A 14,552-nucleotide genomic window follows, 5' to 3' on the forward strand; every position below is an offset into this window, starting at 1 on the left:
GGATTATCTGCGCCGTCTGGTGGGCTTCCGCTTGACCGGCTCCTCGGCGGGTGGTTCCGGTGCGCTCAGCCCCGTCAGCTTGCCCAGCAGGGCGACGCCGGGCACCTTGGCCAGACGACCGAGCACGTCCTCGCCGAGGGAGATCATCCCCTCCAGCCGGGGCAGCAGGCGGTCGTAGGCCGCGAAGGCCGGATCGGCGAGGGCCAGGGTGCGGTCGAGCCGATCGATGGTGGAGTTGAGCCGCTCGATCGCGGCCGTCAGGTTCTCGATCAGTCCGGGCAGTTGCGCGACCAGCTGAGCGGACGCGGGCGGCAGCCGCACCGCCGTGTCGAACGCCGACGTCGCGGTCAGCTGGGCGGCTTCCAGCGCCTGGCCCGCGGCCGTCTGCGCCGCCTCGACCGCCGCCTGGGCGGCGGCCAGGACGTCGGCGGGGCCGGGCACGCGCCCGCCGGGCAGCTTGGGGGTCGGCGGCTTACGACCCGGGCGTTTCGGGTTCGTCATGGGGAACACTGTGCCGCACGCCCCGCCGAAGGAGGTCCCCTCGCGCGTTCGGCGTGTCGGAGGGTCGTGGCATAGTTCGAGCACCATGAAACTCAGCAAGGGCGCGAACGCAGCGGTACCGACATCCCTTCTAGCCGTGGTTGTTTCATGGCGATCGGAGCACGCTGTGGACGCGCACGCCTTGCTGCTGGACGCCTCCGGCACGGTGCGCTCGGACCGGGACCTGGTGTTCTACAACGCGCCGCGGCATGTCTCGCAAGCGGTCACGCTCGATCAGGAGCCCGCGCCGGGCACCGCGCGGTTGAGCGTCTCGCTGCCGCGGACCGAAGCCGACGTCGAGCGCATCGTCGTCGCGGGCTCGGTGGAGGAAGGCACTTTCGGCGCTGTGCAGGGGTTGACCGTCGCCGTGCACTCGGTCGACGGGGTGCTCGTGACGTTCGAGATCGACGACGCGGACGCCGTCGCGGCGCTGATGTTCGGCGAGTTCTACCGCCGCGACGGGCAGTGGCGCTTCCGCGCTGTCGGCCAAGGCTGGGCCGGCGGACTGGCGGGGTTGGTCACCGAGTTCGGCGTCCAGGTAGAAGACCCCTCGGCGCCCGCCCGCACCAGCCATCCCACCAACCCGTTCCGGGTGCGCCGGTCGACCGGAACCGCGACCGCGCAAGAGCGGCTTCCGGCATCTGGGGCCGGGGCGGAACCGGTTTCCGCCGATCGGCCCGGCGCGCGACGCTTCACACACGGATCGTTCGGGCAGGTTTCCCGGAACGGCGACCTCCGGACCGACCAATCGGACGTCACCGAGGACGTGTCCGCCCACCGCAGCGCCGATCCCGGGCGTACCGCCGAGACCGGAGCACTCACGGGGCGGCCGGACGCCCCCACCTCGCCACGCACCGAAGTGCTCGATCGCGCGGACACCGCTCCCCTGCCGCGTCCGCAGGCCGGCCGTCCGGTCGACCTCGAACGGCACAGCCGGGGAGCCGCACCGCTCGCTCCTCCCCCACATCCCGAATACGCGGACTGGCACCCGGATCCGGACAACCCGCAGGTCATGCGCTGGTGGGACGGCACCGAATGGACCGAGGACCGGTATCTGCGCCCGCCACCCGGCGGCCGCCACTGCGCTCGCTGTGGAAACGCGCTGCGCCGCAAGCTCTTCGGCGGGTTCGCGCCCTGCCAGAGGTGTGCGCAGGAGATCGAGGAGTACCTCACCCACTGGCACTCGCGCGCGTGGCGGGTGCTCACCGGCCACGGTCCGCGCGGCCCCGAGTGGGCGGCGCTGTGGGCGTCGTTGCGCTACCAGCGCGTCGACGCCGAAGCCGGACGCGCCGCGTTGCGCGACGCGGCGCTGAGCTATGTGGAGCGGCTGGTCACCTTCGCCTTCGCCGACGGCGAGGTCAGGGACGCGGAACTCGAATTGTTCGATCAGGCGGTCACCGAGCTCGGGCTCGGCGGGCCGCTGATCGAGGACCTGCGCAGACGAATGCATCGCGGCAACACCCTCTACCGGCTGCGCACGGGCGACCTGCCCGTGGTCCGCACGCCCGGCCTGCACCTGGACCCCGAGGAGCAAGTCCACCTCGACCTGCCCGCGACGCACGTGCGTCAACTCGCGCGCGGCCCGAAGCTCACCGAGGGCAGGCTGATCGGCAGCAACAAGAAGCTGCGTTTCGTCGGCGCCGACACCGGCATCGAGATGCCGTGGTCCCGGGTGGTCTCCGTGCACGCCGAACAGGGGACGGTGGTGGTCGCGGCCACCTCCGCGCGCGGCGGCGCGACCTTCGCCGTCGACGACCCGGACTACGTCTGCGCCGCACTCGAAGGAGCGCTGCGGGTGGCGAAACGGCTCGTCCTCACCCCGGGCCAGCGCGACACCCGCAGCATCCCGCAGGAGGTGAAGGCGCAGGTGTGGCAGCGCGACGGCGGCCGGTGCGTCGAATGCGGCGACGGGCACTACCTGGAGTTCGACCACATCATCCCGCTCAGCCGCGGCGGTGCGACCAGCGCGGCGAACCTGCAGATCCTGTGCCGCGCGTGCAACCGGGCCAAAGGCGCCCGCATATAACCGGTCTCATTCGGCGAGCAGGCCCGCGGTGCGGCCCAGGTCGGCCAGCATCGCGTCGAACAGGATCTCCGGGTTGTCCAACGGGATCGGGTAATTCCCGAACACCTCGAGCGTGACGTGGCCGTAGAGCCGTGCCCAGATCTGGATCATCAGGTAGGTCACCCCGAGATCCAGCTTCTCGGCGGGGAATTTCTGGCTCGACTCCGACAGCGCGGCCAGCAGTTCGGTCTGGAAGTGCACCAGATCGTCGCGCAGCTCCGGCGGGATGACGTCGGTGGGCGGCGTGACGATGTCGTAGTTCGCCAGCAACCTGCCCGCCGCGGCCAGGAACACCCGGCCGAACGGCTCGTCGAAGCGGCGCAGCGCGCGGGCCTGCCCGGCGCCGGGCGAGGCGAACACCAGGGTGAATTCCCTGGTGTGCGTCAGCGCCCAGCGCCGGAAGCCACGGCAGATGGCGAAGAACTGCGCAGCGCCGTCGTCGGGCAGCGTGGCGAGCTCGGCGGTCAGGTCCTCGGCCAGGTCGGCGCAGAAGTCCAGCCGCAGCCGCTCCAGCAGGTCTTCCAGCGAGTCGTAGTACCGGTACAGCGCGGGTGCGGTGACACCGAGTTCCCGCGCGATGGCGCGCAGCGTGACCGCGTCGGGCCCACGCTCCACCAGCAGCGCGCTGGCCACCCGCCGGATGTCGCTGTCGGTCACCACCGGCGCACGGCCCCGTGGTCTGGACTGTTGCACCGATCGATTCAAGCGTATTCGACTTCCCAGCGCTTGATCCCGTTCAGCCAGCCCGACCGCAGCCGCACCGGATCGGACACCTGCCGCAGGTTGGGCATCACGTCGGCGATGGCGTTGAACATCAGATCGATCTGCAGCCGCGCGAGGTTCGCGCCGACGCAATAGTGCGTGCCGGTGCCGCCGAAACCCACGTGCGGGTTCGGATCACGCAGCACGTCGAAGGTGAACGGATTCTCGAACGCTTCCTCGTCGAAATTGGCCGAGCTGTAGAACAATCCGAGCCGCTGACCCTTCTTGATCTCCTGGCCGCCGAGCACGGTGTCCTGGGTCGCCGTGCGCTGGAACGCGGTGACCGGAGTGGCCCACCGGACGATCTCGTCGGGCGCGGTGCGCGGGCGCTGCTGCCGGTAGATCTCCCACTGTTCGGGGTGGTCGACGAACGCCTTCATGCCGTGGGTGATCGAATTGCGGGTGGTCTCGTTGCCCGCGACCGACAACAGGATGACGAAGAACGCGAACTCGTCCGAGCCGAGGTGCTCGCCGTCGATGTCGGCGTTGACCAGCTGGGTGACGATGTCCTCGGCCGGGCAGGCGCGCCGCTGCTCGGCCATGTTCCAGGCGTAGCCCATCACCTCGGCGGTGGCGGCGTGATGGTCGCCCTCGAACTCCGGGTCGTCGTAGGAGATCATCTGGTTGGACCAGTCGAAGATCTTCTTCCGGTCCTCCTGCGGGATGCCGAGCAGCTCGGCGATCGCCTGCAACGGCAGTTCGCAGGCGACCTGTTCGACGAAGTCGCCGCTGCCGGACTTCTTGGCCTCGTGCACGATCCGCGCGGCGCGTTCGGTCAGCGCGGCGCGCAGGCTTTCCACCGCGCGCGGGGTGAAGCCCTTGGAGATGATCCGCCGGGTCTTGGTGTGTTTGGGCGGGTCGAGATTGAGCAGCAGCATGTCGCCGAGCATGTCGATCTGCTCGCGCGTGGTCTCCTCGTTGAACCGGATGATCGCGGTGTTCTCGTGCGAGGAGAACACCTCGGGGTTCTTCGAGATCTCCTTGATGTGCGCGAGCTTGGAGACGACCCAATACCCGCCGTCGTCGAAGCCGCTGGCCCGATCGGGCTGGGCGCACCACCACACCGGGGCGGTGCGGCGCAGCTCGGCGAACTCCTCGATGGGCAGGCGGGTGGCGAGCAGGTCGGGGTCGGTGAAGTCGAATCCCGTCGGGATCGACGGCGTGGTCACGGTCACGGCTGAACTCCTCCGGCGGTCTGGGCGCAGACCCGCCGACGATGTGGCGAACACGGTCAAGGGAGATGCAACCACAGAACACGCCTTCGTGAACAGTGTTTAGTAAAACCCGTTTACTTTGTTGCGCTCCTAGCGCAGCGCGATCAGCGGAGGCGGCTGCCAACGCCGCTGCAGGACCGCCGCTTTGGGCGCGAACAACGCCAGGGTCACCGAGAACGGATCGGATTCCGGGATGGGCAACCAGTTGCCTTCGGGAACGCCGGGACCGGGATCATCGTGCTGAAGCGTCAGGTCCAAGAAGCCGTCCGCATTGAGCACGACGGGGACATGGTGACCTATCGAGTAGATCTCGGCCGGATTGGGCACCAGGTAATCCCCGGCGTCATAGACGGCCAGCGACCAGAACGCGTCGACCGGCGGCAGCTCCCCCGATACGAAGTGCAGCCGGAACGGACCGGAACCCGCCTGGACCGCGGTGAAGAGGTGATGCGCGTCCTCGGGCAAGGGAATGCCGAGCGCGCCGAACGCGGTGACGGCGCGCAGCAGATAGTTCGTGCCGTACCGGCCCGCGCCGAGATCGGACACCCAGCCGTTGTCGTTGGTCGTATTCGCCCCCAGTGTCACCGGGAGCTGTTGCTTCACGGTGTCGGCCGCCGCGGTCAGCTCCGCGTCGGAGATGCCTTCGACCGCGCCGCCGGGACGGATGCCGATCGTCGCGAAGCGCCGCATGGCGGGCTCGTCCTCGGGCGCGGGCGGGTCGACCGCCAGCAGCGCGCACATCCGATCGAAGAATTCGTGCGCGTCCATCCCCATGACCTGATCGACCGGCCGCTGCCCGCCGGAGCGCCCCCCGGGCGGCGCGCTCGTGGACGGCTCTACGCCCGCACTCCACGCGCTCAACGGGACCAGCCGCAACCGCTGCTGCAAGGACCGCACGGCGGGGATGTCTTTCGCTCCGTCGACCTGGACGCGGACGATCAGCCACGCCGTCGGCGTCGGCATCGGCATCGGCGTCAGTCCCTCGGGCAACGCCCCCGACCACGCCGGACCGGTCACCACATAGGTGTGCGGCGGCGCGGCCTGCGGCCGGATGCTGCTCGGATTGTGCACATTGTTCGTCCAGGCATCCAGCAGCTGCGCCAGCCAGAACCGGCCCCCGTCCATGACGGGAACGCTCAGCACCATCGGCTCGTCGGCCAGATCGAGCCACGCGGTCGAATGCAACGTGTCGGGGTCCGGCCGGGCTAAGTTCCGTTGCGCGGCGGTCGGCAACGAGGCCGCGTGTTCGAACCGGCCGACCGGAGTGGACGCCTCCGCCGCGATGCGGGCGAGGTCCATCAGCACCAGCGGAAAGCCGAAGACATAGGCGTCTTTGGCGATCGTTCCCGCCTCGCTGCGCACGGAAGGGTGCGCCGGGCCGCTCTCGTCCGATCCACCGCAGGACGCCGCGCCGAGCGCGGCCATCGACGCCATGCCCAGCAGCGTGCGCCGCGACAGCGCGGATTCACGGTAGGCCCGGTCGTCCATGATCCTGTTCCGCCTCCGATCCGATCGGTTGCCGCGCCAGGTCCGGTCCGGAGTATAACCGCCTTCTCGAGCCGAAGTGGCTGGTCAGCGCACCGGACCACGATTCGGCACTGGATGCGGCAGCGTTGCCTAGCACACCGGTGAACAGGCGGGACCGTTCCGTCGCGCCGCGGCGAGGCGGAGCGCGGATCAGAGCACCGGCAGCAGCGGTGGTGGACGCCAACGCCCCTGGATGGCCTCCGGCTTCGGCGCGTACATGCGCAAGGTCAGCGAGAATTGCCCGGATTCCGGGATCGGCAGCCAGTTTCCGGCTGGTACGGCCGGGCCGGGGTCGGCGTACTGCAACGCGATGTCCACGGAGCCGTCGGGGTTGAGCAGCACCGGATCCGGATGGCCGACCGTGTAGATCTCCGCGGGATTGGGCACCAGGTAGCTGTCGGCGTCATAGGCGGTCAGCGACCAGAAGTTGTCGACGGGCGGCAGCCCGCCCGGCGTGAAGTGCAGCCGGAATCGGCCTGCGCCGTCGCCGGTGGCGGTCGAGGCGAACAGCGTCGGATAGAAGGCGTTCTCGGCCAGGCTGGCGCCGAGAGCCACCCGGGCGATGGCGGCGCGTAGCAGGTAATTGACGCCGTACCGGCCGACGTCCGGGTCGACGAGCCAGCCGTTCTCGTTGACCGTCCGCGCGCCCAGATACACCGGGATCTGCTGCTGAGCGGTGCCCACCGCGGCGGCGAGCTCGTCCTCCGAGAGGCCCTCGACCGCGCCGCCCGGCCGGATCCCGATCGTCGCGAAGCGCCGCATGGCGGGCTCATCCTCGCGCGCGGGCGGGTTCACCGCCAGCACCGCGCACATCCGATCGAAGAACACCTTCGCGTCCATCTCCGCCACCCATTCCGGCGGCGGCTGCACAGCCGCCTGCCAGGGCGGAGCGGCGGGCGCAGGCGGCTCGGCGCCCGCCACCCACGCGCTCAACGGGACCAGTCGCAACCGCTGCTGTATGGCGCGCACGGCCGGCAGATCGGTCTCCCCGTCGACCTGGATTCGCACGATCAGCCATACCGTAGGCGTCGGCATCGGCAAGGGCGTCAATCCCTCGGGCAATGCCCCCGACCACCCCGGGCCGGTCACCACGTAGGTGTACGGCGGCGACGCCGATCGCGCCTGCGGACGACGACCACTGGGGTTGTGCACGTTGTTCGTCCAGGCGTCCAGCACCTGCGCCAGCCAGAACCGTCCACGGTCCATGGCGGGGACGCTCAGCACCATCGGCTCGTTCGCCAGGTCGAGCCACGCGGTCGAACGCAACGTGTCCCGGTCCAGCCGCACCGCTTCGCGCTGCGCCGGAGTGGGCAACTCGGCCGCGTGCTCGAACCGGTTGACCGGCGTGGACGCCTCCGCCGCGATGCGGGTGACGTCCATCAGCACCAGCGGGTAGCCGAATACGTAGGCATCCTTGGCGATGGTGGCGGCGTCATCGGGGACGGAGCTGTCGTCGCCGGAGCGGCCGCACGCCGCCCAGCCGAACGCGGCCACCGATGTCGCCGCGATGCCGAGCGCCCTGCGCCGCGACACCGTGAGCTTGCCCTCGGTCCTCTGGTCCATGATCCTGCTCCGCTTCCGATCCTATCGGGCACGGCGCGATCCGCACCGGAGGATAACCGCCCATCGGGGCAAAACAGCAGGTCATCGGGGCGATTTCAGGACGAGTACCGCGGGCGGTCGCCCGCGACGACCCGGTACGACGGCCGGGATGGCCGAGGCTCGGCGAGCGTTTCGCGGCATGCGCACGGTCGCGGCGACGACGCGCCGGAGGATCATGCCGCGGTCAGAACTCCAGAACGGTGTTCATGATGGTGCCCGCGCTGGTGGCGACCACCCCGCCGAGCATCGCGCCCGCGATCATCTTCGGCGACTGCAAGCCGCCGCCGCTCCACTTCTCCCAGGCGAAGCGGCCGCCCGCGTAGATGATGCTGACGATGCCGGACGCGAGCGCGAACCAGGTGAGATACCGCACGAACTGTAAGAGCTTGTCCGCCAGGGGCGGCGCCTCCGGGGTCGGATTGCCGATCTGCGCCAACGTCGTGAACGAATCGCCGACCGACGCCAGAATGATGCTCACCGTCTACTCCCTCTACGCTCGAATACAACCCTGCCGCCGACCAGCCCTTTTGCGAAAGCTGTTCGACCACCGATGAATTCGGCCACGAACCAGGATACGGGCACGGAGCGCGCCATGGTGGGCGCACTGCGCGGAACCTCCGCCGCCCACGGCGGCACGGGCGGGCGGACCCGGCGTCGGGCTACCCCGGCGAGGACACCGGAAACACGAACTTCCCTGCGCTGCACGGAGGTGACTGCATCGCGGCGAGCGAACGGATACGATCTTCTCAGCGAATCACTTGCCCCTGTCCCGAATCCAGAATGAGCGAACGACGATGATCCTGGCCGCCGCTTACGACACCCTGGCGCAGATCGGCAACCCCACTCCAGAAGCACCGCCGATCTCCGACAAGTTCCTCCAACTGGTCCGCTACCTGACGTGGTTCGTACTCCTGTCGGGCATCTGCGGCATCATCTACGCCGGTGGCCGCTTCGCCTGGGAGAAGTGGACCGGCGGTGGGCTCGAGTCGCCGAAGATGGTGGCGGGAGCCATGATCGGCGGGGTGATCGCCACCAGCGCGGGCACCATCATGAACGCCGTCATCGGCTGATCCGCGGCGATCGCCGTTCGCCATAGCATCTCGCTATGACAGGCCGGGGTTTCTCCGTGGGCAAGGCGGCTTCGCGCGAGCGCCGACACGCGGGTCAGCGCAGGATGCCCGCGTTCCGCGCGGCGCGCAGCCAGTCGGGGAACTCGCCGAGCAATCGGGCGTAGAGCTGCGCGTCGTCGACCTGATCGATGTCGTCGAGGGCGAAGAATCCCGCGTTGTCCACCGCCCGATCCGACAGCTCGTCCAGGGTCCGCAGCAGACCGTAGTTGGCCCGGCCGAGGCCGACGAACTGCCAGAAGGCGGGCAGCAGCGCGGCTTCGCGCATGAGTGCCGCGATCTCCCGTTTCTTGGCGAAGCCGCCGTCGGTGAAGAACAGCACGAGGGTGGGGCGGCCACCAGGGCGCAACGAGTCGATGATGGCGCGCATGATCGGCAGTTCGTCGTTGCGGCCACCGAGCCGGTCGTAGTCGATGCCCCCGTGGGTTCCGCCGAGATGCAGATAGGTCCGGGCCCACGCGTCGCCGTGCTCGACGGTGATGTCGGGCAGCTTGGCGAACGAGACGGCGTAGAGATACGCCTCCAGCGTCCCGTCGTCGTCGAGCTGCGTGGCCACCGGGATCATCCGCTGCACGACGCGGTGCACCACCTGGTCGCGATACTGCCGGTTCATGCTGCCCGTCTTGTCCACGACCAGGACGACGCGCGCGCGGATCCCGAAAGCGTCCTTGTCGATGAGGACTTTCGCGACCTCGCGCTTGCGCAGATCCAGCGTCGCGCGCTTCTCGAAGGAGAGCTTCGCCTCGCCGGGGACGGTGAAGACGTCCGGGACGGCCCGCGCCGACGGGTCCGGCGCGGCTGGTTGCGCGGACGCGACCGCCGGGGACGGCTCCTCGTCCACGCTCACGCCGTGATCGGTGACCAGTGCCGCGAACCCGCCCGCATAGCCTTGCCCGACCGCGCGCACCTTCCAGCCGCCCTGGCGGCGGTACAGCTCCAGCGCGATCACCACGGATTCGCTGCCCAAACCCTCGATGCGGTACTCGTACAGCGGGTTTCCCGCCGCGTCGGCCACCGTGGCGACCGGGGGCGCGACCCGGCCGAAGGTCTCGGCCGGATCGTCGAGCGTGAGCACGACCCGTAATTGCGCGATGTCCGCGGGCAGGTCGGCGAGCGAAACCGACAGTGCGCCCGGCGTTCCCCGTTCCAGCGACACACCGGGCGCGCTGGGCTGGTTGAAGAACACGAAGTCCGCGTCCGATCGCACGCGACCGGCCGCGGTCACCAACAGCGCCGACACGTCGACCGCGGCCTCGGTGCGCACCGACACCAGCACGCGCGCCACGTCCAATGCCGCGTTCTGACCTTTGACCAATGCCGCGCCCACCGAGACTCCCAGCCGTCGTCACACCGAAACCCCCACCGGGATCAGCGTAAGTCGAGCGGCGGGCGGATGCGGAACGTTCGCCGCGCGAGACCGGGCCGAGCTCCGGCGGACTCGCGGTCGCCGTGGCGCAGCGCCGGTGTCCGGACGTCGCCCGCGCCTGCGACCGGACGCGCCGCCGACCAGCGGCATCGATGAGCAACCACACCCGTCGTCAGCGCACACTCGTGCCGGTCAGCGTTGTCATCGGCGGCCGATCGGCCGCGGGCGCCGCGCCCGGCACCGCGCGCCAGCCCGAGCCCTGCGGCAGATACTGCGTCAGCGCGGCGCCCGAGTCGGGAATGCCGAGCCGGTCGAGCAGCGTCGCGATCACTTGCCTGCTCATCTCGGCCAATTCGGGCAGCGGCCGATTGCGGTGCACGCGGGCGCCGAGGTCGACCTGCCCGATCGCTCCGGCTCCGTGCCTGCGCCAGGTGTCGATCAGGATGCCGATCTCGACGCCGTAGCCGGGGGCGAACGGCAACGCGCGCAGCAGTTCCCGGGTCGCCGCGTACTCGCCGCCCAGCGGCTGCCGCAACTCGGCGAGCTCCGGCACGAGCGCGGCGAGCAGCGGCCGGGCCACCAGTTGGGTGACGCGTCCGCCCCCGTCCGCGGCGTCGCCGATCGGCCGGCGGTAGAACCCTTTCACCAACCGCAGGTCGTCGTGCGACAGCAGCGGCGCGAGCAGCGAGGGGACGAACCGCGGGTCGGGCGCGACGAGATCGGCGTCGACGAACACGATGAAGTCACCGGAGGCCACCGCCAGCGACCGCCACAGCACCTCGCCCTTGCCCGGGCACGGCGGCACGGCGGGCAGCGCCTGCTCGCGGGAGTAGACGGTCGCGCCCGCCGCGCGCGCCCGGGCGGCGGTCCGATCGGTGGAGCCGGAGTCGAGCACGATCAGTTCATCGACCAGGGTGCCGACCAGGTCGCGGATCGAGCCGACCACGCCCGCGACGGTGTCCTCCTCGTTCAGGGCGGGAACGACCACCGAGACGGTGCGGTGCCGCTTGCGTTCGAGTAGCTCGTCATACGACCACACTCGGTCGTAGTGGACGACGCCGGGTGCTGTTGGCGTCATGGAGAGCGTCCTTTCCAGGCCCTGGTCCGTCGTGTTGTTCGTTGTGGCCGACCAAAGTCGGACGACGCGGTCGCACGACCGAGCGCCGTCACCGTGCCGCCCCCTTCCGTGGGAGCGCGAGACTGAGCGCGACGAGCGCCAGCGCGGTCGCCGCGACCACCCACAGCACCGTGACGCAGGCGGCGAGAAAGGTGTGCGCGGCGGCGATCTGACCGGCCAGGTCGGCCCCCGCGCCGGGGCAGGTGTGCGCGTCGAGGTGCGGGGTCGGCGAACGCAGCGCCGATTCGGCGCACTCGGTGAAAGTGGTGACGTCGCGGTCACGCTGCGCCGCGGGCGAGTTCGACAGCGATGCCGCCAGAACGGATTTCGCGTGCCCGACACCGAGGTCGGTGTCGGCGTCCACCCGGCGGAAGAACAGCGAGCCGAGCATCGCCACCCCCACCGAACTACCGATCTGCTGCACGGTGGGCACCGTTCCGGACGCCGAGCCGGTCGCCCGTTCGGCGACGCCCGCCATCATGGCCGCGGGCAGCGGCGCGGCGAACAGTCCCATCCCGGCGCCTGCGGCGAAGACCGGGACGGCGAGCCGCCCCAGATCGATCCCGGCGTCGGCGGGGTGGACCGTCACCGCGATGACGGCGATCGCGACGGCGAACATCGACACGCCGAGGGTCAGCGCGCGACTGCCCATCCGTCCCACCAGTACCGGCGAGGTGAGGGCGCCGCACGCGCCGCCGACCGCGAACGGCAACACCAGAATCCCGGTCCGCAACGCCGTGAAGCCCAGCCCGGATTGCGCCGTCACCGAGACGGTGAACAAGAAGGCCGCGAAGATGGCGAAGAACAGCAGCGTCAGCACGGAGCCGACCGCGAAACCCCGGTCCGCGAACAGATCGATCCGCAACAGCGGGCTCTCCCCCGATCGCAGCCGTCCGCGCTGGTGCCAGACGAACACCACCAGCAGCGCCAGCCCGGCGCCGGCCAATCCGAAAAGTTGTGGCGGCCAGCCCTGTTCGCGGCCGGCCGCGAGGGGATACAGCAAGGCGACCAGCCCGCAGGTCGCCAGCGCCGCGCCGACGACATCCAGCCGTTCCGTGGTGGCGGGCCTGCCCACGTGCAGGTGCCGGTGCGCGAGCAGCAAGCCGAGCACGCACAGCGGCACGTTCAGCAGGAAGATGGCACGCCAGCCCAGACCGAACGGATCGGAGGCGATGACCGCGCCGCCGAGCAAGGGGCCCGCGATGGCCGCGAGACCGGCGGCCGCGCCGTACAGCCCAAAGGCCAACGGCTGCCGCTGTTTCGGGAACACGGCGCTGATGATGGCGATGACCTGCGCGGACATCGCCGCGGCGGACAGACCCTGCGCGGCGCGCGCCGCGATCAGCTCACCGGGCAGGTGGGCCAGCCCGCACCACACCGAGGCGACTGTGAAGGCCGCCATCGCGCCGATGAAGACCCGCCGCCGCCCGATCGACTCCCCGATCCGGGCGGCGGTCATCAGGGTGCCCGCGAAGGCCAGGCTGTAGCCCACGACGACGAACACCTGCGCCGAACCGGGCGCCGCCAATTCCCGTGCGATGCTCGGCAGGGCGGTGTTGACGATCGTCATGTCCAGCATCTGCATGAACACGGCCAGCAGGCAGGCGCCCAGCGCTGCCCACGCCGCCGAGCCGGCGATCACCGGCTCCGGGCCGGTGACAATGCGCGCCCGGGTGCTCATGGAAGGGCGCCGGCCCGCACCGCGCGGTCGCCTTTCGCGGCGACATCGGCCACGATCGCCCGCACGGCGGTGACGTAGCGCGCGATCACCTCGTGCGCCCGCGGCGTATCGGGGAACAGCAGGCTCAGCGTGGTGACATCGGTGAATCGGTTGATCCAGATGTACACCTCGCGCGAGCTGCCGCGATTGGCGAACATGCCACCGTCGATCTTGTCGAACATCTCGACGCCCGCCATCTTGCGAATGTCCAGATAGGACAGCATCCGTGCGGACCAGCCGGGCCGGGTGCGGATGCCGAGTTCGGGCGGCGCCAGTTGCAGTGCCCGGTGCAGCGACACGTCGGTCAGCTCCTTGCCCCGGTCGTAGGCCGCCTGGGCCGCGGCGACCACACCCGTGAACGACTGATCGGCGCGCACCGGGAAGGCCACCGGAATCAGATTCGTGTACCACCCGACCGACGCGGCCTCCCCCTCGGTGCGGCGTGTGTTCACCGGTGTCAGGCCGAAATACCAATCGCCACCGGCCAGTTCGATCTCGGCGAGCGCGGCCGCGGCGAACAATCCGCCGGTGAACCGGCCGCCGTTGGCCCGGCAGACCTCTTCGAAACGCAGTGCACCCGGTTCATCGATCAGGTCGGTGGTCACCTGCGCGCCCCGAATGTGCTCGTCGCCGGCGGCCCACAGGTCCACCGGGAAGCCGGGTACATCACCGCCGTTGCGCCGTAGCAGATCCAGCCAGACGGAGATCTGCGGCGATTCGGCGGTCAGCTCCGCACTGAGGCGGCGTTCCCGCTCGCAGTAGGCGATGTGACCGGTCACCGGCGCCGGAGTCAGGGTGCGGCCGGACAATTCGCTGCCATAGAGCGTCAACAGGTCCACACAGGACAACGCCTGCGCGACGCCGTCGGTGTGCAGGTGGTCCACCGCCGCGTACACCGTGAACGACTCCGCGTGCTCGATGATCCCGAAGCTGAAGCAGTCCCACTCCAGCGGACCGGGCGTCTCGGCGAGGACGTGCGCCCGGATGGCGTCGCTGTCGGTGTAGACGCCATGCTCGGTGGGCACGACCCGGATGTCCGCCGGGTCGAGCACACGGCGCTCCACCTCATCCGCCGCGGTGCTGACGAACCAGCTCCAGAACGTGTCGTGCCTGCGCAGGAACGCCTCGATCGCACGGGTCAGCGCCGCCCGATCCGGGACGCCGGGAATCGTGAACGCGATCATGCACACCCGCGAAACGCGGAATCCCGCATCCGCGGTGCGGTGCGCGGTGCGCAGATATTCCTCCTGCTGATGCGACGGTGGCGCCGGATGCGCCGGCGCGCGGCGCGCCGCGGCGAGTGATTCCGGCGCGGCCCGCCAACTGGTGAGCCTTCCCGCCGTGGGCTGCCATTCGTCGATGAAACCGAAATTGACCACAGTGTTCTCGATTCGTGCGGGCGAGAGGAAATTCTCGACTGACCCTCAGGAAAGTTAACGACAGGAAACATCGGACGACCATAGGTGAGACAAAATCTTGTGACCGCCACCAGAGGACCGCGCGAGTGGCTCG

The 14,552-nt window shown here is 69.9% G+C and carries 12 protein-coding genes; 2 read left to right on the forward strand and 10 right to left on the reverse strand.

Annotation, left to right across the window (positions count from 1 at the left end):
- Positions 1-3 precede the first annotated feature (3 nt).
- The gene (locus QMG86_RS23035; RefSeq protein ID WP_281874757.1) at positions 4-501 is read right to left on the reverse strand and encodes a hypothetical protein; all 498 of its coding nucleotides are present in this window, start codon (positions 499-501) and stop codon (positions 4-6) included.
- Positions 502-586: 85 nt separating this feature from the next.
- Between QMG86_RS23035 and QMG86_RS23040 the strand changes: the two genes are divergently transcribed.
- A complete protein-coding gene (locus QMG86_RS23040; RefSeq protein WP_281874758.1) occupies positions 587-2,566 on the forward strand; it encodes a TerD family protein in 1,980 nt (659 codons plus the stop codon).
- A gap of 6 nt (positions 2,567-2,572) precedes the next feature.
- Here QMG86_RS23040 and QMG86_RS23045 read toward each other — a convergent pair whose 3' ends face one another.
- The 5 genes from QMG86_RS23045 to QMG86_RS23065 all read right to left on the reverse strand — a co-directional run bounded on the left by QMG86_RS23045 (position 2,573) and on the right by QMG86_RS23065 (position 8,188).
- Positions 2,573-3,298, reverse strand: coding sequence for a TetR/AcrR family transcriptional regulator (locus tag QMG86_RS23045; protein WP_281874760.1), 726 nt, complete (start codon positions 3,296-3,298; stop codon positions 2,573-2,575).
- An 8-nt stretch (positions 3,299-3,306) separates the two neighbouring features.
- Positions 3,307-4,536 (reverse strand): cytochrome P450, encoded by a 1,230-nt coding sequence (locus tag QMG86_RS23050; protein WP_281881091.1) that lies wholly within the window; start codon positions 4,534-4,536, stop codon positions 3,307-3,309.
- Positions 4,537-4,671: 135 nt separating this feature from the next.
- Positions 4,672-6,069, reverse strand: coding sequence for a DUF1254 domain-containing protein (locus tag QMG86_RS23055; protein ID WP_281874761.1), 1,398 nt, complete (start codon positions 6,067-6,069; stop codon positions 4,672-4,674).
- Between the two features lie 189 nt (positions 6,070-6,258).
- Positions 6,259-7,671, reverse strand: a complete 1,413-nt coding sequence (locus tag QMG86_RS23060) for a DUF1254 domain-containing protein (protein WP_281874762.1) — start codon at positions 7,669-7,671, stop codon at positions 6,259-6,261.
- A gap of 223 nt (positions 7,672-7,894) precedes the next feature.
- Entirely contained in the window at positions 7,895-8,188 is a 294-nt protein-coding gene (locus QMG86_RS23065) for a hypothetical protein (RefSeq protein WP_040865713.1), read from the reverse strand.
- A 316-nt stretch (positions 8,189-8,504) separates the two neighbouring features.
- On the opposite strand from QMG86_RS23065, the gene QMG86_RS23070 reads away from it, so the two are divergent.
- The gene (locus QMG86_RS23070; RefSeq protein WP_039796837.1) at positions 8,505-8,780 is read left to right on the forward strand and encodes a hypothetical protein; all 276 of its coding nucleotides are present in this window, start codon (positions 8,505-8,507) and stop codon (positions 8,778-8,780) included.
- Positions 8,781-8,874: 94 nt separating this feature from the next.
- Here the strand turns inward: QMG86_RS23070 and QMG86_RS23075 are convergent, their stop codons facing one another.
- The 4 genes from QMG86_RS23075 to QMG86_RS23090 all read right to left on the reverse strand — a co-directional run bounded on the left by QMG86_RS23075 (position 8,875) and on the right by QMG86_RS23090 (position 14,419).
- Positions 8,875-10,164, reverse strand: a complete 1,290-nt coding sequence (locus QMG86_RS23075; protein ID WP_281874763.1) for a vWA domain-containing protein — start codon at positions 10,162-10,164, stop codon at positions 8,875-8,877.
- A 211-nt stretch (positions 10,165-10,375) separates the two neighbouring features.
- On the reverse strand, positions 10,376-11,281 hold the full coding sequence (locus QMG86_RS23080; RefSeq protein ID WP_281874764.1) for a glucosyl-3-phosphoglycerate synthase: 906 nt from the start codon (positions 11,279-11,281) through the stop codon (positions 10,376-10,378).
- A gap of 88 nt (positions 11,282-11,369) precedes the next feature.
- On the reverse strand, positions 11,370-13,001 hold the full coding sequence (locus QMG86_RS23085; RefSeq protein ID WP_281874765.1) for an MFS transporter: 1,632 nt from the start codon (positions 12,999-13,001) through the stop codon (positions 11,370-11,372).
- Positions 12,998-14,419, reverse strand: coding sequence for a condensation domain-containing protein (locus QMG86_RS23090; protein WP_281874766.1), 1,422 nt, complete (start codon positions 14,417-14,419; stop codon positions 12,998-13,000). Before QMG86_RS23090 ends, QMG86_RS23085 begins: the two co-directional genes overlap by 4 nt.
- Positions 14,420-14,552: the final 133 nt, after the last annotated feature.

It is taken from the genome of Nocardia sputorum, from assembly GCF_027924405.1.
Lineage (GTDB): Bacteria > Actinomycetota > Actinomycetes > Mycobacteriales > Mycobacteriaceae > Nocardia > Nocardia sputorum.